The sequence below is a fragment of the Ruegeria sp. CJ2 genome, assembly GCF_056536745.1.
The window spans coordinates 90,808-108,810 of sequence record NZ_JBQFQF010000004.1 but is presented as its reverse complement, the minus strand read 5'-3'; the positions used below and the strand labels follow the sequence as shown (position 1 = coordinate 108,810).

At 58.6% G+C, this 18,003-nt stretch carries 15 protein-coding genes; 10 read left to right on the top strand and 5 right to left on the bottom strand.

Translation table 11 applies throughout. The features are described from left to right. Positions 1-30: 30 nt before the first annotated feature. Genes ACR0MS_RS07160 through ACR0MS_RS07145 form a run of 4 tightly spaced genes read left to right on the top strand, consistent with a single transcriptional unit; the run spans position 31 to position 4,870 of the window. Entirely contained in the window at positions 31-978 is a 948-nt protein-coding gene (locus ACR0MS_RS07160) for an ABC transporter permease (protein WP_480571631.1), read from the top strand. After that, the gene (locus ACR0MS_RS07155) at positions 975-1,790 is read left to right on the top strand and encodes an ABC transporter permease (protein ID WP_480571634.1); all 816 of its coding nucleotides are present in this window, start codon (positions 975-977) and stop codon (positions 1,788-1,790) included. Before ACR0MS_RS07160 ends, ACR0MS_RS07155 begins: the two co-directional genes overlap by 4 nt. Continuing rightward, entirely contained in the window at positions 1,787-3,385 is a 1,599-nt protein-coding gene (locus tag ACR0MS_RS07150) for an ABC transporter ATP-binding protein (protein ID WP_480571636.1), read from the top strand. Before ACR0MS_RS07155 ends, ACR0MS_RS07150 begins: the two co-directional genes overlap by 4 nt. Before the next feature lie 33 nt (positions 3,386-3,418). Beyond that, positions 3,419-4,870 carry an aldehyde dehydrogenase family protein gene (locus tag ACR0MS_RS07145; RefSeq protein ID WP_480571639.1) on the top strand — a complete coding sequence of 484 codons (1,452 nt, stop codon included), beginning with the start codon at positions 3,419-3,421 and terminating at the stop codon, positions 4,868-4,870. A 3-nt stretch (positions 4,871-4,873) separates the two neighbouring features. Here the strand turns inward: ACR0MS_RS07145 and pncB are convergent, their stop codons facing one another. Next, positions 4,874-6,166 (bottom strand): nicotinate phosphoribosyltransferase, encoded by a 1,293-nt coding sequence (gene pncB / locus ACR0MS_RS07140; RefSeq protein ID WP_480571642.1) that lies wholly within the window; start codon positions 6,164-6,166, stop codon positions 4,874-4,876. A gap of 164 nt (positions 6,167-6,330) precedes the next feature. Here pncB and ACR0MS_RS07135 point away from each other — a divergent pair, with 164 nt between their 5' ends. Continuing rightward, complete coding sequence (locus tag ACR0MS_RS07135; RefSeq protein ID WP_480571644.1) at positions 6,331-6,864, top strand: hypothetical protein; 534 nt, start codon at positions 6,331-6,333, stop codon at positions 6,862-6,864. On the opposite strand, the gene pncA is transcribed toward ACR0MS_RS07135, so the two are convergent. Further along, positions 6,861-7,454 (bottom strand): bifunctional nicotinamidase/pyrazinamidase, encoded by a 594-nt coding sequence (gene pncA / locus ACR0MS_RS07130; RefSeq protein ID WP_480571647.1) that lies wholly within the window; start codon positions 7,452-7,454, stop codon positions 6,861-6,863. The two genes, ACR0MS_RS07135 and pncA, sit on opposite strands and share 4 nt — an antisense overlap. Positions 7,455-7,550: 96 nt before the next feature. On the opposite strand from pncA, the gene trhO reads away from it, so the two are divergent. Together trhO and ACR0MS_RS07120 are read left to right on the top strand one after the other, a co-directional pair. Continuing rightward, positions 7,551-8,456 (top strand): oxygen-dependent tRNA uridine(34) hydroxylase TrhO, encoded by a 906-nt coding sequence (gene trhO / locus ACR0MS_RS07125; protein WP_480571650.1) that lies wholly within the window; start codon positions 7,551-7,553, stop codon positions 8,454-8,456. A gap of 75 nt (positions 8,457-8,531) precedes the next feature. Next, positions 8,532-9,035, top strand: coding sequence for an ion channel (locus tag ACR0MS_RS07120; RefSeq protein ID WP_480571653.1), 504 nt, complete (start codon positions 8,532-8,534; stop codon positions 9,033-9,035). Positions 9,036-9,039: 4 nt separating this feature from the next. Here ACR0MS_RS07120 and ACR0MS_RS07115 read toward each other — a convergent pair whose 3' ends face one another. Further along, on the bottom strand, positions 9,040-9,369 hold the full coding sequence (locus ACR0MS_RS07115; protein WP_480571656.1) for a hypothetical protein: 330 nt from the start codon (positions 9,367-9,369) through the stop codon (positions 9,040-9,042). Positions 9,370-9,531: 162 nt separating this feature from the next. Between ACR0MS_RS07115 and betB the strand changes: the two genes are divergently transcribed. From betB to ACR0MS_RS07100, 3 genes are all read left to right on the top strand, one after another. Next, on the top strand, positions 9,532-10,986 hold the full coding sequence (gene betB / locus ACR0MS_RS07110) for a betaine-aldehyde dehydrogenase (RefSeq protein WP_480571659.1): 1,455 nt from the start codon (positions 9,532-9,534) through the stop codon (positions 10,984-10,986). 120 nt (positions 10,987-11,106) lie between these two features. Then, positions 11,107-13,551: a GcvT family protein gene (locus ACR0MS_RS07105; protein ID WP_480571662.1), complete on the top strand. Its 2,445-nt coding sequence runs from the start codon at positions 11,107-11,109 to the stop codon at positions 13,549-13,551. Next, complete coding sequence (locus ACR0MS_RS07100) at positions 13,548-14,900, top strand: MmgE/PrpD family protein (RefSeq protein WP_480571665.1); 1,353 nt, start codon at positions 13,548-13,550, stop codon at positions 14,898-14,900. Before ACR0MS_RS07105 ends, ACR0MS_RS07100 begins: the two co-directional genes overlap by 4 nt. A gap of 53 nt (positions 14,901-14,953) precedes the next feature. On the opposite strand, the gene ACR0MS_RS07095 is transcribed toward ACR0MS_RS07100, so the two are convergent. Then, the gene (locus tag ACR0MS_RS07095; protein ID WP_480571667.1) at positions 14,954-17,095 is read right to left on the bottom strand and encodes a hypothetical protein; all 2,142 of its coding nucleotides are present in this window, start codon (positions 17,093-17,095) and stop codon (positions 14,954-14,956) included. Then, positions 17,092-17,961 carry a flagellar motor stator protein MotA gene (motA, locus tag ACR0MS_RS07090; RefSeq protein ID WP_180885249.1) on the bottom strand — a complete coding sequence of 290 codons (870 nt, stop codon included), beginning with the start codon at positions 17,959-17,961 and terminating at the stop codon, positions 17,092-17,094. Before motA ends, ACR0MS_RS07095 begins: the two co-directional genes overlap by 4 nt. Between the last annotated feature and the right edge of the window lie 42 nt (positions 17,962-18,003).

The window sequence follows — 18,003 nt, the reverse complement described above, 5'->3', positions numbered from 1 at the left end:
CGGGCGATATGTGATCCTAACGTGGCACCAATGCTCCGTTACGCTCTTAAACGTCTGATATCCCTGATGATCAGCCTGGCCGTGGCTTCGGTGGTCATTTTTGCCGTGATCGAGGTTGCGCCCGGCGATCCCGCGTCCTTTATGCTAGGCGTCAACGCGCAAGAGGACACGCTGGCCGCGCTGCGTGCGGAGCTTGGATTGGATGGATCGAAGCTTCAGCGTTACTTTAGCTGGGTTGGCGGGATGCTGGTGGGGGATTTTGGAACCTCCTACACATATCGCACACCGGTTTCGCAGATGATCGCAGATCGGTTGTGGGTGTCGCTGCCGTTGGCGCTGTATTCACTGACCCTGTCGACCCTGATCGCCTTTCCCGCTGGTATCTATGCCGCTGCGCGCCGGGGCAAGCCAGGGGATTTGACCGTGATGGGTGCCACGCAACTGGGCATCGCGGTTCCCAATTTCTGGTTTGCAATGATGCTGGTGCTGATCTTCGCCATCAACCTGCGCTGGTTCAACGCTGGCGGGTTCGCAGGGTGGGACACCGGGTTCTGGACTGGCCTGCATTCCCTGACCTTGCCCGCTATCGCACTGGCCCTGCCGCAAGCGGCGATTTTGGCGCGGGTGATGCGGTCATCCCTGCTGGATATTCTGGGCGAAGACTTCATGCGGACGGCGCGCGCCAAGGGTCTGTCGCGCAGGCAAGCCTTGTGGAGGCATGGCGTGCGCAATGCACTGATCCCGGTGCTGACCATTATCGGGTTGCAATTTTCTTTCCTGCTGGCCGGCTCAATCATCATCGAGCAGGTATTCTACCTTCCGGGCCTTGGTCGGCTGGTCTTTCAGGCGATCTCTGCCCGCGACCTGATCGTGGTGGAATCGGTGGTCATGCTGCTGGTGTTTGCAGTCATCACCGTGAATTTTCTGGTCGATCTGGCCTATGCCGCCGTCGATCCCCGCCTGAGGAGCCGGACATGAGCCGCAACCTGATCCTTGGCGCGGCTTTGTCGTCGCTGGTTGTTTTGGCGGCGTTGCTCTCGTTTGTCTGGACGCCCTACGACTATGCGGCGCTGAGCATTCCGGACAAGCTGCAACCACCAAATGCGCGACACTGGTTCGGCACGGATCATTTTGGCCGCGACATGTTCTCCATGATTATGGTCGGTGCCCGAACGTCGATTGCGGTGGCCTTGGTCGCGGTGGGTATCGGCATGGCGCTGGGGGTGCCGCTGGGATTGGCAGCAGCAGCGCGCAAGGGATCGTGGCTGGATGAGCTAATCATGCGCGGCAACGATCTGGTATTTGCGTTTCCTTCACTGGTCATCGCGATCCTGATCACCGCCGTGTTCGGGGCAGGGGCGGTCAACGCAATCATCGCGATCGGCATATTCAACATTCCCGTTTTTGCCCGTATCACTCGTGGCGCGGCACTGTCCCTGTGGGAGCGTGAGTTCATCCTTGCCGCCCGCGTGTCCGGCAAGGGTGCCGCCCGGATATCAGCCGAACACATCCTGCCCAATGTCGCCAATCTGCTGATCGTGCAGGGGACCATTCAGTTTTCGCTGGGCATACTGGCCGAGGCGGGCCTGTCTTATGTCGGTCTGGGGGCGCAACCGCCAACGCCCAGTTGGGGCCGGATGCTGGCCGACGCCCAGACAATGGTCAGTTTTGCCCCGCATTTGGCTCTGATTCCCGGGTTTGCGATTATCGTCACCGTGCTGGGTCTGAATCTTTTGGGGGACGGCCTGCGTGATTGGCTGGATCCGCGGATAAGGGTGGCGCGCGCATGAGCTTGCTGTACATCGAAAACCTGTCGCTGACGATCCACGGGGTTGAAATTCTGAAACAGGTCAGCCTGTCGGTCGACCCCGGCCAAATCGTTGCCGTTACGGGTGAAAGCGGCTCGGGCAAGTCCATGACGGCCCTGTCCGTCATGAGCCTGCTGCCGAACGGGGCGCAAACGCAGGGCGCAATCCGGCTGGACGGCCATGACCTGCTAACCCGCCCCGAGGCGGACATGTGTGCCTTGCGCGGAGCCTCGATCGGAATGGTGTTTCAAGAGCCGATGACCGCTCTGAACCCGGTCAAGACCATCGGGGATCAGGTGATGGAGACAATCCTGATCCACAAGGCGATGCCCCGCCCACAAGCCCGTAAACGCGCCGAGGAGGTTCTGACCCGTGTGGGCCTGCCGCCTGATCGTTTCCCCCTGACCCGCTATCCGCACGAATTGTCGGGCGGTCAGCGTCAGCGTGTCGTGATCGCCATGGCCATTGCACTGCGCCCGACGCTGTTGATCGCGGATGAGCCGACGACTGCGCTGGATGTCACCACGCAGGCGCAGATCCTCGAGCTGCTCAGGGGGTTGGTCAGCGAGTATGGCATGGGTCTGCTGATGATCACCCATGATCTGGCGGTTGTGGCGGATCTGGCCGACAAGATCGCCGTTATGCGTCACGGCGAAGTTGTTGAAGAAGGGGCCACGGAAAACCTGTTGCGCAACATGCAGCACCCCTACACCCGCATGCTGTTCGAGGCGTCTGGCCACAAGGTTTCCCTGCCCGATACGATAAGCCCGCGCCCGTTGCTGGAGGTTACGCAGGTCGTTCGCGATTACCGCCTTCCCCGGAAAGGCTTGTTCGATACACCCGGTCATCACCGCGCCGTCGATCAGGTCAGTCTCACCCTTAATCGAGGCGAGCGTTTGGGGTTGGTCGGTGAGTCTGGGTGTGGAAAATCGACCCTAACCCGGGCGATTTTGGGGTTAGAGGAGGTTCAGTCCGGGGAAATCCGACTGGACGGGGAACCCGTTTTTGCGGGCCACAAGCCAAACCCGGTCGTGCGGCGGAAAATGCAGGTGGTGTTTCAAGACCCCTATGGCAGTTTCAACCCCCGCCACCGGGTCGCGCGGCTGATCACAGAGCCGTTTCACGTATTGGAAAATCCCCCCAAAGGGGCCGAACGTCAGGACTTGATCGCCGAAATGCTGAGTGCTGTGGGCCTCAGCCCCAAAGATGCAGACAAGTACATCCACGAATTTTCTGGAGGTCAGCGGCAGCGCATCGCCATTGCCCGCGCCTTGATCATCCGGCCCGAGTTGATCCTGTTTGACGAGGCGGTTTCAGCGCTGGACGTATCCGTACGCGCGCAAATCCTCGACCTTCTGGCCGAGCTCTGCGCGGCGTATGACCTGACCTATTTGTTTATCAGCCACGATCTCAGCGTTGTCAGAACAATCACCGACCGCGTTATGGTGATGCAGGCCGGTAAAATTGTTGAGCAAGGTGAGACCGAGCAGGTCTTTTCCGACCCAAAGCATCCCTACACCCAAACCCTGATCGACGCTGCGCCCATCCTGCCAGAAATTGGCAGTCAGGTGGCCTAATCCCACATGTTAGAGCCGTAATAGGAGACCAAAATGCCCAATCCTCTCTGGTTCAACCCAACCCATTGTCTGATCGGTGGCGCATGGGTCGATCCTGCCTCGGGGTCGACACTGCCTTTGGTCAACCCGTCTGATGGGGTCGAGATTTGTCGTATCGCCCAGGGCGAGGCTGCAGATGTCGATGCGGCGGTTCAGGCCGCGCACTCGGCCCTGGATGGCGACTGGGGTCGTAAAACCGCACTGGAGCGGGGCCGCATCCTGACGCGATTGGGTCAGTTGGTATTGGAGCGGGTCGATGATCTGGCAGCTTTGGAGGCGATGGATGTTGGCAAGCCGCTGACACAGGCCCGCGCCGACGCTGTGGCGCTGGCACGGTATTGCGAGTTCTATGGCGGTGCCGCCGACAAGGTCATGGGCGAGACGATCCCTTATCTGGAAGGCTATACCGTCTACACCTTGCGTGAGCCGCATGGCGTGACCGGCCATATCGTGCCATGGAATTACCCCATGCAGATCATTGGCCGTTCGGTCGGGGCGGCGCTGGCGATGGGCAATGCCTGTGTCTTGAAACCTGCCGAAGAAGCCTGTCTGACGGCGCTTGCCTTCGCGCATCTGGCGCAAGAGGCCGGGCTGCCAGCAGGTGCATTGAACGTGGTGCCCGGACTGGGTGCCGAGGCTGGTGCCGCATTGTCCGGTCATCCGGGCGTGCATCATATCTCGTTCACCGGGTCGGTCGCCACAGGTGCGTTGGTGCAACAGGCGGCAGGCCGTAATGTAGTGCCGGTGACGCTGGAACTGGGCGGAAAGTCCCCGCAACTGGTGTTTAATGATGCCGATCTGGACGCCGCCCTGCCGTTTCTGGTGAACGCAGGCATTCAGAACGCAGGTCAAACCTGTTCGGCCTCGTCCCGCATATTGGTGCAGCGTGGGGTGTATGAGCAGGTCAAATCCCGTATGGCCGACGCCTATGCCGATCTGACCGTTGGGCCCGCGAATGAGGATTTGCGGCTCGGCCCCCTGATATCGGCCCGTCAAAAGGACATCGTCGAAGGGTTTCTGTCCAAGGGGGCGGACCTGAAAATCGCTGCGCAGGGACGCATCGTTGAGCACGCGCCGCCAGATGGGGCCTATGTCCGCCCAACTCTGTTCGCTGACGTCCCGCCCGATCACGCCCTGGCCCGTGATGAAATATTCGGCCCCGTGCAGGTCTTAATCCCCTTTGAGTCCGAGGAAGACGCCGTGCGGATTGCCAACGGAACTGATTACGGCTTGGTGGCCAGCATCTGGACCCGCGATGGTGCGCGCCAGATGCGATTGGCGAAACGTCTGCGCTCGGGTCAGGTTTTCGTCAACAATTATGGCGCCGGTGGCGGCGTGGAACTGCCCTTTGGCGGGGTAGGAAAATCCGGGCATGGCCGCGAAAAGGGATTTGAGGCGTTGTTTGGGTTCTCACAACTCAAAACAGTGGCAAGTTACCATGGTTAGAGCCTAAACGATCACCTCGATCGACTCCTGCGCGCCCACTCCGAACACGCGTTTGTAGCGGCCGATTTCCTCTGCCGGGCCCATGGCTTTTTCCGGGTTGTCCGACAGTTTGACCGTTGGGCGGCCATTGGCCGAAACAGCTTTGCACACCAGCGAAAACGGGGCCAGCGCGTCATCGGGCACCAGCCCGCGGAAATCATTGGTCAAAAGCGTGCCCCAACCAAACGACACTTTGGTGCGCCCCGCAAACTGGCTGTGAAGCTCGCGGATCTTGTCCACGTCCAGCCCGTCAGAAAAGATCACCCGCTTTTCCATTGGATCCTCGCCGCGTGATTTCCACCACTGGATTGCAGTTTCCGCGCCGGTGGCCGGATCGCCGCTGTCTACGCGGATACCTGTCCAGCCGGCCAGCCAATCGGGGGCGCGATCCAAAAATCCCTGCGTGCCATAGGTGTCAGGCAGGATAATGCGAAGATTACCGTCATGTTCGTCATGCCAGTCACTGAGAACATCATAAGGCGCCTGCGCCAGCGCCTCATCGGTTTCAGCCAGCGCCGAATAGACCATCGGCAGCTCGTGCGCGTTGGTGCCGATGGCTTCAACCTCGCGCCGCATGGCAATCAGGCAGTTCGACGTGCCGCTGAACGCAGGTCCCAACCCTTCGATCATGGCTTGGACGCACCAGTCCTGCCACAGAAAGGAATGCCTGCGACGTGTTCCGAAATCGGCGATGCCCAACCCCTCAATCCCGCGTAGCTGTTCGATTTTCTCCCAAACGCGGGTCATGGCACGGGCATAGAGCACCTGAAGCTCGAACCGGCGCATGTCATTCAGCACGGCGCGGGACCGCAGCTCCATCAGAACGGCCAAAGCGGGGATTTCCCACAGCATGACCTCGTGCCACTTGCCTTCGAAGGTCAGTTCGTACTGATCGCCCTTGCGTTCCAGATGATAGGGCGGCAGGCGCAGATTTTCGAACCATTCCATGAAATCCGAGCGGAACATCTGTCGTTTGCCGTAGAACATATTGCCGCGCAGCCATGTGCTTTCGCCCCGGCTGAGGCTGAGTGAGCGGATGTGATCTAACTGTTCCCGCAGTTCGCCTTCGTCGATAAGCTGGGCGAGGGGGATGTGATTCGACCGATTGATCAGCGAAAACACCACATCCGTTTGGGGCTTATTTCGAAACACTGACTGGCACATCAGCAGTTTGTAGAAATCTGTGTCGATTAAAGACCGGACAATTGGGTCAATCTGCCATTTATGATTGTACACACGCGCCGCAATATCGACCATGAGGAACTCCTGCGATTTCCGTTGTTAGATCAATCGGTGCGTTGAATGGCAAGAGTCGCTCGTTCGGGGACAATGACAATGTCAGGTCACAAAGCGAGCATATTGTGAGTTCTTTTCGCTTGTTAGTGGAAAGTAGGTTAGGGAAGACGAGGTTAAAATAGTGAATGGTTCTCGAGTACGATTTTGATATCGTTGTCGTCGACCCGGGGGATGGCGGCCTAGAGACGGGTGCGGATGGGTATTCGCAAAAGCCGGTTTTGCGCGCGATGTTCCGCGACGTGAAAACGGCGGACGCTTTGCGTGCCACCTCGCCGAAAATCCGCAAAATCTTTCAGGATGCGGGTTTTGGTCTCGACGCCACGGGCAGCGAGTTGCTGCACGGCCTTTATCGTCCGCGTGACGAGGCCGAGCGTGAGCGGATTCTGCGCGCCTTGTTTGCCAATATTCGCGATCTGGGGGTTCAGGGCGAATATTGCGGTGAATTTGACTTCTGGAAGTTCCTGCGTGACGTCAAAACGGCCCGCCCACGGAACGGTCAGCGCAGAAAGGTGGCCGATTGGACGCCCAATCCGCGCTACAAATCGCCTGCAGCCCCTCAGCGTCGGACCGTACCGGCACGGGTCGGTGTCGCCTTGGGCCTGGCCGTGGTCATATTTGTTGTTCTCAAATACCTGGCGGATTCAGGGTCGACGCCTTAAGCCAGGGTCACACCAGCATTACGCATTGCAGTTTGGGCCGCCGCCAATGAGCCGTCCAGATCAATCGCGCGGCACATATCCATGCGCACTGTCACGTCAAACCCAAGCCGCGCCGCATCCACTGCCGAGAAATGAACGCAAAAATCAGTGGCCAACCCAACCATGGTCAGTTTCCTGAGGCCGCGCGTGTTCAGATACCCTTCAAGGCCTGTGGGGGTCGTCTGGTCATTTTCGAAAAAGGCGGAATAGCTGTCGATGTCCCTGCGAAATCCCTTGCGGATGATCAGATCGCCGTCGCTGCGCAGGTCAGGGTGAAACGCCGCGCCCTGTGTCCCCTGCACACAGTGATCCGGCCACAATACCTGCGGGCCATAGGGCATCTCGGTCATATCATAAGGGTTTTTGCCCGCATGAGAACTGGCGAAAGACGAATGCCCTGCCGGATGCCAGTCCTGAGTCAGGATAACCGCGTCGAAATCGTCCATCATGGTGTTGATGGGGGAAACGATTTGATCCCCGCCGGGCACAGCCAGCGCACCGCCGGGGCAAAAATCGTTTTGGACGTCGATTACGATCAGGGCGTGTGTCATCGGGGCCTCCTTGCGTTGTCTTATCGGTAGGCGGCAAGCAGGGGGGCGTCAATCCGGTCCCTTGCGACTCTTTGCATGCAGGTTTAGACCGCGCGCATGTATACCATCGCTGCCCTCTATCACTTCACCCGATTCCCGGATCACGCGGCCCTGCGCGCGCCGTTGCTTGAGCTGTGTCGCGCACAAGCGGTCAAAGGCACGTTGCTGCTGGCGCAAGAAGGGATCAATGGCACCATCGCAGGCCCCCGCGCCGGAATCGACGCGGTTCTGGCGCATATCAAGGCGTTACCGGGATGCACGGACCTTGAGTGGAAAGAGGCCACCGCCGACCATCCGCCCTTTGGCAAGATGAAGGTGCGCCTGAAGAAAGAGATCGTGACCATGGGCCAGCCGGATGTCGATCCGCGTGCCCGTGTCGGCAACTATGTCGAGCCTGAGGATTGGAACGACCTGATCCGTTCCGACGATGTGGTGGTCATCGACACGCGCAATGATTACGAGGTGGCGATTGGCACGTTTGAAGGCGCAATAGACCCTGAAACCGCGAGTTTCCGCGAGTTCCCGGCCTGGTGGGAAGAGAACAAGGACCGTTTCCACAACAAGCGCGTTGCCATGTTCTGCACGGGCGGGATCCGGTGCGAGAAATCGACCAACTTCCTGCTGGGGCAAGGGGTTGAGGATGTCTATCACCTGAAAGGCGGCATTCTGCGTTACCTTGAGGAAATGCCCGCCGACGACAGCACATGGCAGGGCGAGTGTTTCGTGTTCGACAATCGCGTGTCCGTTGGGCACGGGCTGGTCGAGGGGCCACACAATCTGTGTCACGGCTGTCGCCGCCCCATCCTGCCCGAAGATATGAAGCGCCCTGAATATGAGCATGGCGTGTCCTGCCACCGGTGCATCAATGAAACGTCTGAGGCTGACAAAATGCGCTTCCGCGAGCGGCAGAAACAGATCGGTCTGGCGCGTCAGCGCGGGCACGAGCATCTGGGTACGACCTAAACCTCTGATTTTTCAGGTTGCGGGTATGTGCCTCTGACCCGATGATTAACCGTGTCTTATGTTGACGGAGGTTTCATGCACCGCGACCCGATAACTCTGGAAGAGTGGAAGTCGACCCTGGTCGCCGCCCTGGGGTTGGTGTTTGCCAGTTTCATCGCATGGTACGGGCTGTCGCGACTGAGCGAGACCACGGCAGGCGACAAGATCGGCACTGCAACAACGGTGCTGCTGACGATCTGGCTTGTGTCGCAGACCTGGTATTACATGACTCAGGTCAAATCACCCCGGCGGCAACTGTTGTTGATGGGGATTTCCTTCATTCAGGTCGTCCCCTTTCTTTTCGCGGCTGTCTATGGATCGTTCGGCTATTACGACCTGTGCGTCGTAGGCGCGCGCGGCCCAACGGACGTTTTGTATTTCTCTTATGTGACCTTCACGACGGTTGGGTTCGGGGATTTGCACCCTGCCGGAATGTGTCGCGGCTTGGCCGTGGCCGAAGCCATCACCGGCTATATCCTGTTGGGCTTGTTTGTGGCCGCAGCGGTCGGGATTTACGCCCGTTCACACAGCGAAAACTGATCCGCTATTTGTTGTGGTCGATCCACAGCGACATCGCATGTTTGTCCCGAAAACACTCCTGCGGAATTTGCCTGCGTTTGCCGCGGGCAATGCGCTCGGCATAGGCCACCTGCTTGCCGGTCGGATAATTGGCAAAGGGTGATGGATCATGCGGTTTGAGCGTTGAAATCCACTGTGACATGGCCCGACGGTCCCGTTGCGCTTCGACGGGGATTTCCAAAGCTGTTTGTTGAGCGATCGCGCGCGCATAGCGCATTTGCCGATCGGTGACGGGCAGCAGGTGATAGTCGTTCGACGGGCCGTTCAGAGCAGTATTTTGCGTGGCGTAAGACATCGGAATGTTCCTCTGACTATGTAGAACATAAATGGAACATTAACTTTTCTATTCAAGAGGACGGCGATTCACATCAGCGAGAGTTTGCCGTGCTTACGTTTATTGACTGATCAATCAATAAAAGTTAGAGCCGGCGGAAAGACATCTGAAAAGGACCCGGTCATGAAATTTCAGCCCAAGGCGAGCCATTTCATTAATGGTGACTATGTCGAAGACACCAATGGCGCCCCCATCGACGTTATCTTTCCCGCAACCGGAGAGATTATCGCCCGGCTGCATTCCGCCACACAAGAAGTTGTAGAACAGGCTCTAAACAGTGCAAAAACGGCTCAAATCGAATGGGCCGCGCTGTCGGGAACCGAGCGTGGCCGGGTTCTGCGCCGTGCCGCTGACATCATGCGCGAACGCAATCGCGAACTGTCCCTGCTCGAGACGCACGACACAGGTAAACCCCTGCAGGAAACACTGGTCGCAGATGCCACCAGCGGGGCCGACGCGCTGGAATATTTCGGCGGGTTGGCAGGTTCCTTGACCGGTGAGCATATCCCGCTGGGCGGTGGCGATTTCGTCTATACGATCCGCGAGGCGCTGGGCGTTTGTGTTGGCATCGGTGCATGGAACTATCCCACCCAGATCGCCTGCTGGAAGGGTGCGCCCGCGCTGGCCTGTGGCAATGCGATGGTGTTCAAACCGTCGGAAACCACGCCTTTGTCCGCGTTGAAAGTGGCCGAGATTCTGATCGAGGCTGGTGCCCCCAAGGGCATCTACAACGTGGTTCAGGGGTACGGAGATGTCGGCGCGTCGCTGGTGACCGACCCGCGCGTGGCCAAGGTCTCGCTAACCGGGTCGGTGCCCACCGGCCGCAAGGTCTATGCCGCCGCCGCCGCCGACATGAAACACGTCACGATGGAGCTGGGCGGCAAGTCCCCGATGATCGTGTTTGACGATGCCGATATCGAAAACGCCGTCTCGGGCGCGATTCTGGGGAATTTCTATTCTTCGGGTCAGGTCTGTTCCAACGGCACGCGCGTCTTTGTGCAGAAAGGCATCAAGGACCAGTTCCTCGCCCGCCTGTCCGAACGTCTGGCCACCGCGAAAATTGGCGATCCGCTGGATGAGAGCGTGAATTTCGGCCCGATGGTCAGCGAAAACCAGATGAATATCGCGCTGGGCTATATCGAAAAGGGCAAAGCTGAAGGTGCGCGTCTGGTTTATGGCGGCGACGGGATCGAAGGCGACGGCTTTTACATGCAGCCCACTGTTTTTGCCGACGTCACCGACGACATGACCATCGCGCGTGAGGAAATCTTTGGTCCCGTCATGTCCGTTCTGGACTTCGACACCGAGGCTGAGGTCTTGGCCCGTGCCAATGATACCGAGTTCGGCTTGGCCGCCGGCGTCTTTACCAACGACTTGACTCGCGCCCACCGTATCGTGGCCGGGTTCGAGGCGGGCACCTGCTATATCAACACCTACAATCTGGCCCCGGTCGAGGCCCCGTTTGGCGGCTCCAAGATGTCGGGCGTCGGGCGCGAGAACTCGAAACTGGCGATCAACCATTTCAGCGAGATGAAGACCGTCTATGTCTCGATGAACGATGTCGAGGCACCCTACTGATCAAAACCGGCCATTCACGCTCTGTTTTCGACATTAGACGTCGGGAACAGAGCATAAGCCGCCCCTGACCTGTGGCTGACTTTCCAACAAGCGCCAAGTTCGCACGCAGGAGGTCAGCCCATGAAAACCCACGCTCAGGCCGTTGTGATCGGAGGGGGTCTGGTCGGCTGCTCGATCCTGTATCATCTGGCCAAGCTCGGCTGGACCGATGTTGTCCTGCTGGAACGCGATGAACTGACCAGCGGATCCACATGGCACGCAGCGGCCAATATCCACGGGCTGCACGACAACAACAACATCACCCGCATCCAGCATTATACGATGAACCTGTATAAAGAGCTGGAGAAGGAAACCGGGCAGGGCTGCGGTGTTTTTCAGTCGGGATCACTCTATCTGGCGCAGACTGAGGACCGCGAACACCAACTGCGTCTGCAGGAGGCCAAGGCGAAGTTCTATGGTCTGAACTTCCACGAGATCAGCCGCGAACAGGCGATGGAATTGCACCCGCTGGCACAATTCGACGACATTCGTTGCATCATGTTCGAACCCGATGGCGGCAATGTCGATCCTTCGGGCGTGACGCATGCCTACGCTGCTGGTGCGCGCGCGATGGGGGCCACGATTGAGCGGTTTTGTCCCGTAATAGGCACTGAACAGCAACCCGACGGCACGTGGATCGTGCGCACGGAAAAAGGGGATGTCCGCACGCAATGGGTGGTCAATGCAGGCGGTCTCTGGGGGCGTGAAGTTGCGGCGCTGGCCGGGATCGAGCTGCCCCTGCAACCGACCGAACATCAGTATTTCGTCACCGAAGCGATTGATGAGGTTGCCGCCTTGGGCCGCCGCTTGCCATCCATCGCCGACCGGGATGGGGAGTATTATTTCCGGCAGGAAGGCAACGGGTTGCTGATCGGTGCCTACGAGAAAGACATGAAGTTCTGGGCCGAAAGCGGTACGCCGCTGGATTTCGCCCATGACCTGTTCCCCGACGATCTGGACCGGATCATGGAAAACGTCATCCGCGCCACCGAACGGGTGCCAGTCGCCGCGACCGCAGGTGTGAAACGGGTGATCAATGGCCCGATGATCTGGTCGCCGGATTCGAATGCGATCTGGGGGCCTGTGCCCGAGGTGCGGAACTATTTCTGCTGCACCGGGATCATCCCCGGATTTTCGCAATCGGGCGGTCTTGGCCTGCTGTCGGCGCAATGGATGATCGAGGGTGAGCCGCAATACGACATGTTCGCGTGGGATCTGGCGCGTTTTGGCGACTGGGCCGACAAGAAATTCACCAAGGCGCGGGTCCAAGACGCTTATACGCACCGCTTCGCCATCCATTTCCCGAACGAAGAACGCAGCGCGGGACGCCCCGCACGTGTGCGCCCCGCTTATCAGATGCAAAAGGATATGGGCTGCGTCTTTGGTCTGAACTGCGGGTGGGAACATCCGCTCTGGTTTGCCGACCAACCCGGAGTGACCGACACCAACGGCTTTACACGACAGAACTGGTGGGATCCTGTGGGCCGCGAGGTGCGGATGTTGCGCGACCATGTGGGTGTGATCGACATCTCGAACTTTGCCAACTACATCATCAAAGGGCCCGGTGCACATGATTGGCTGGATCGCCTGGTCGCCAACCGCGTGCCGACCGAGATCGGGCGGTCCTGTCTGACCCCTCTGATCTCGGTACGCGGCGGAGTTGCGGGTGATTTCACCATCACCAAAACCGCCGAGGATGAGTACATGATGATCGGCTCGGGCATGGCCGAACGCTATCACCAGCGGTTCTTCAACATGATCGACTTGCCCGACGGTACGGCGCTCGACGTCGCCACGGACCGTATCGCAGGGTTTAACGTGGCAGGACCCAAGGCGCGCGACGTGTTACAGCGCCTCACGAATGCGGACCTGTCAAACGAGGGGTTCCGCTTTATGCGGTCCCGCCGGATCGAGGTTGCGGGTGTGCCCTGTCTCGCCATCCGCGTCAGCTTTACGGGCGACTTGGGGTGGGAGCTTCATTGCGCAGAAGAAGATCAAATCAGGCTCTATACAGCGCTTTTGGAGGCCGCGAATGACTTTGGTGGGGGGCCGGTTGGTGGTCGTGCGTTGGGGTCATTGCGGATTGAAAAGGGATACGGTTCCTGGGGGCGGGAATATTCTCAGGAATATTGGCCGCAAGAAGTTGGGCTGGCCGGACTGATCAAGCTGGACAAGAATTTCTTGCACAAGGACGCGTATCTGGCCGTCAGAGACAATGCCCCGCGAGAGGTTCTGTCGATGTTTGAAGTAGACGCAACCAATGCCGATGCATCCGGTGGCGAGCCGATCTTTACCCCAGATGGAACACCTGTTGGGCGGGTGACCTCTGGCGCATATGGCTATAGCGTCGGGAAGTCTCTGGCGATCGGCTATGCCGACCCCAAGGTTGCCCAGCCCGGAGACACGGTGACTATTTTCATCCTTGGAAAGCCGCACAAGGCCACGATTTTATCCGAGCCGCCATTTGACCCGTCCGGTCTGCGCCTGCGGGATGTGACGCAACCGGTGATGGACCCGGTAAAATGACAGGCACGTTCGACCAGGTCGCGGAATTTGCGCTGCGCCGGACAACGGACCAGATGCCGCAAAGCGCGATGGACGCTGCCGCCCTGATGATGCTGGACACGATGGGCATCCTGATTGCCTCTGGTCCGATGGAAGCCGGGGTGATCGCCCGTGAAACAGCGTCTTTGCTGTATGCCAGCACGCAGGATGCCTATAGCGCGCGTATGATGTTCGACGGCCGGCGAGTCAGCATGGCAGGGGCCGCCTATGCCATGGCGACCCAGACCGACAATCTGGATGGGCATGACGGGTACAACCCGACCAAGGGGCATATCGGCGTTGTCGTCTTGCCTGCGCTCGTTGCCTTGGCCGAGCATTGCCCCGACCTGACCGGACCCGAGGCGCTGGCCGCTGTGATCACCGGGTATGAGGTGGCCGGGCGCGCCGGGTTGTCGCTGCACGCGTCGGTCAGCGACTATCACACATCGGGCGCGTGGAACGCGCTGGGGGTGGCGGCAATGGCCGCGCGCCTAAGGGGTCATACGCCGGAACAATTGCGACAGGCGATGGGGATCGCCGAATATCACGGCCCGCGCAGTCAGATGATGCGGGAAATTGCGAATCCGACGATGCTGCATGACGGCTCTGGCTGGGGTGCGCTGGTTGGCCTGTCCGCCGCTGTTCTTGCCGAAAAGGGATTTACCGGTGCCCCAGCCATCACGATCGAAGCCCCGTCTGCGGCGTCTCATTGGGCCGATCTGGGTCAGTTCTGGCAGGTCGAACATCAATATGTGAAACCCTACCCGATCTGCCGCTGGGCGCATGCGGCGATTGATGCGGTTCGCGCGGTCATGCTGTCAAACGACCTGACGCACGATCAGATTCAATCCATGCAGATCAACAGTTTTGACGAGGCAGCGTGTCTGTACGCTGGAATGCCGGAAACGACGTCTCAGGCGCAGTATTCTCTTCCTTTCGCCGTTGCGGTTCAGGCGATTTACGGGCGGATCGGGGTCGAGCATATCTCGGGGTCTGGGTTGACGGATCAAGCCGTTTCCCAATTCATGACACGCATTCATGTTTCTCGGTCCGATCGCCATGCTGAGAGGTTTCCAGAAGGCAGATGGGCGGATGTCAGTATCCAAACCAAGGATGGACGGGTATTGAAGTCAGGCGATACGCATGCGCGCGGGGGTCCCGAAGTGCCCCTCGAACGCGAAGACGTGATCGCCAAATACACAGAGTTTGCCGCGCCCGTGGTGGGTGAGCAGCGGGCGAATGCCATCCGCAACGCCATCTTGGGCTGGTGCGAACCGACGAGCCGGTATTCTGACCTGGCGCAATTGATCTTTGACCCGGCTGCTCGATAGTTGGTTGAACCAATATGGCTCTAACACGGAGGTTTTTGACATCCCTCCAGTTTTCATTCAGTGGCTTTCGACAGGAGGGCGGTAATCTCACTTCGGGTATCGGCACTGTGTTGCAGCAATTCCCTGGCGTCGGCCAAGGGCCTCTCTGGGCTTCGGATCAACGGCTCTGAAAGCCTCTGGGTGGATTGGCTGACTTGACCAAAACGGTCGCCATGCTCTACGTCGACTTCTTCGGGAAGGTCGGCCAGCCAAAGCATTTTGTTGGCCGCGTCATGCTGACCCGAGGTCTTCAACACCTCCGCTGCGGTGGCGAAGTCGCCAGTTTCCTGCAGCGCCCGAGCCCGAAGGTCAAGAGCGTCTGTTGGCGGTGTGTTGGCCAGTTCAAGCAGTGCCTGATGCGGCCGGTCGTTTTGCAAGGCAGATTGGGCCCGAATACGCGCGCGATCCGATCTGTGTGTCTTGTCTTGAATCCGATTGGCCAGAGAATGGGCAGGACCCGCAAAACCAAGAGATGACATTCGGGTCGCGACCGCGACGGCGGTTTCCGTTGTCAGTGCGTAAGAATTTCTCTTCGACAGGATCAGGATGCGTCGCAAAAATGTTGTGTCATCCGCACGTTCCACCAGCATTTGAGTGACCCGGTTCAAGGCGACCTCATCCTCTGTATCTTTGGGGGTTTGTCCCAGAAGGTTCAGCGCCTGATCAAATTCATGGTTCAGGCTTAGAGCAACCGCATGGGTGCGACGGGTCAGGGGCTGAAACTCTGAACCTCGGAATTCAACAGCATAAGAGGCCGCCAATTCGACTTCTGTCGCAGAAACCGAGCCCCGTTCGAGCCAGCGTTTTTCAACAAGCCGTGCAAGGGCCAGCGGAGCCTCGACCGTCGTATCCGAGGATGAGAGGACGTCAGACAGAAGCGTTTCGGCGCGCATTCCATCGCCTTCTGCGGTCGCGACGGTCGCCTTGGCCTGCGACGCACTTGCGGTGGCATAATCCGAAACCCTGTCAACGGCCCGCAATACGCGTCGCGCTGCCTCAAGTTCCTTACCTGCGGTCAAAATTTCGGCCAAGGCCGGGCCTATCTGACGCCGTAAGTGTTTTGGCAGGCGTTGAAAGGTCTGTTCAACAATTGTCAGCTGAGCATCCGCCGAAAGACTCCCTTCGGTCAGCACTGCCCACAATGCCGCGTCACTGTCACATCCTTGCTGGCCTTCGAACGGGTTTGACCCGGAAACTTGTCCATCATCCAGATACTGAGCGATCGCCTTGATGCGTTCTGATTCAGGCGTGTTCCGGCCTGACAACCCCAAAGCCTGAACCGCTTCTGCGCCAAACCCATGAGACGCATAAAGCTTTGCCAATTCCAGAACCTTCGCTTCGTCGATGGTATCGAATTCCTCATACAAAGCTGACCGGAGCGCTGACACCTGTCCGGGAAACGGGCCCATTCCCCCCCACGCCTCAAAGCCTAATTCGGAATTGGACAGGCACCGCCGCTGGTGTTTGTTCGGGATAATGCCTGTATCCAGCAATTCGTCCAATTCATCCAAAACCGAAGTCACGCTGATGTTTGCGTCCAGATCAAATGGCGCCGCCGGAAGGTCTTGTGCGATGGACGCCCTGGGCCCAACCGGAGCAATCTTCAGATCGACAAGATCGTGGTCGGCCCCCTGCAGCAACCGGGTCGACAACTGACTTTCAAGCTGCTGTGCATTCAGGCTCAATAATGACAATGGCAACGCTTCAGGCTGTTGAGATTGCTGCAACGGGCTTTGTGGCGGAACAGCTTTTGGCAACAGCGGAGGAGGGATGTCGCCGCTGATTTCCGGGAGCTGTGCCTCCGGAGCAATATCGACCACGATCATCGTCTTGTTGTGCAAAAACGAGGACGCAACACAGTCGCAACCGAACTGCATCTCCAGCGCGCCTCCTGGTTCACCTTGTGAAATCGCGGCCAGACGATCCTGCGTCAACCGGCGAAAGACCGCGCGGGTATCGAATTTCACGTCATCCAACGCGACGCTCAGGCGCGCGCCGTTCTTGGTCTGCGCAAGGGTCCAGCCCGTGTTCGCGGGCACCTGCACAACCAGCCGCGTGTAACCTTCGTGTTCACCTGACCGAACCGGAACATCCTGTGCGGCAGCCGTCTGAGCAATCACCATTAGAACCGCTGCGAGTATTCCTGTCCTGATCATGCCGCCGCCTGCTTGAGCTCTTTCAACGCATCTTCCAGCTCAGAGAAGCCCGGTCGGTTATGAGTGGGCGTGTTCTGGCGTCCAACCTCAATACACATTGCAGGATTGTGGTTGTGTAAATTGGCAACCAGAACTTCCCGGATCAGTTGGTAGAAATGGTTGTCCTCCTCAACGACGGCTTTCAGCTTTCCAGCGAAGGGTCCGACCAGACCGTAAGCCAGGAAAACTCCCAAAAACGTCCCGACCAGGGCGCCGCCAATCAGTTTCCCCAGAACTTCGGGGGGCTGGTCGATGGATCCCATTGTCTTGATCACCCCCAAAACAGCGGCGACAATTCCCAGAGCGGGAAGGCCATCAGCAACCGTCTGCAGAGCGTGGCTGGAGTGCATGGCGTGGTGAAAATTCGCCTCCATCCGCTTTTCCAGCACTTCTTCGACTTGATGTGGATCGTCATAGTTCATCGACGCAGAGCGCATCGTGTCGCAGATCAGATCAACGGCTTCTTTGTCTGACTGAATTTTTGGATAGGCCGAAAACAAAGATGAATTTTCGGGATCTTCAATGTGCTGTTCCACCTCGACCGGGTTGGCCTTTGCAATTCGGATCAGGGAAAACAACAGGCACAGGAGATCGCGATAGTCTTCGGGCTTCCATTTCGGGCCCCTGAACACCTTGCCGATGTCCTTGGCGGTGTGTTTCACAGCGCTCATGTCGTTGCTGATCAGAAAAGCGCCGACAGCCGCCCCCCCGATCATCATCATTTCAAACGGCAGCGACTTCAAAATAATGGCCATCTTGCCGCCAGCAGCCAGATAGCCGCCAAATACCATGACGAAAATAACGACAATTCCGATTAGTCCGATCATGTGCGATCTCCAGCAGAGTCAAAGACGGGGTTGCAAAAATTC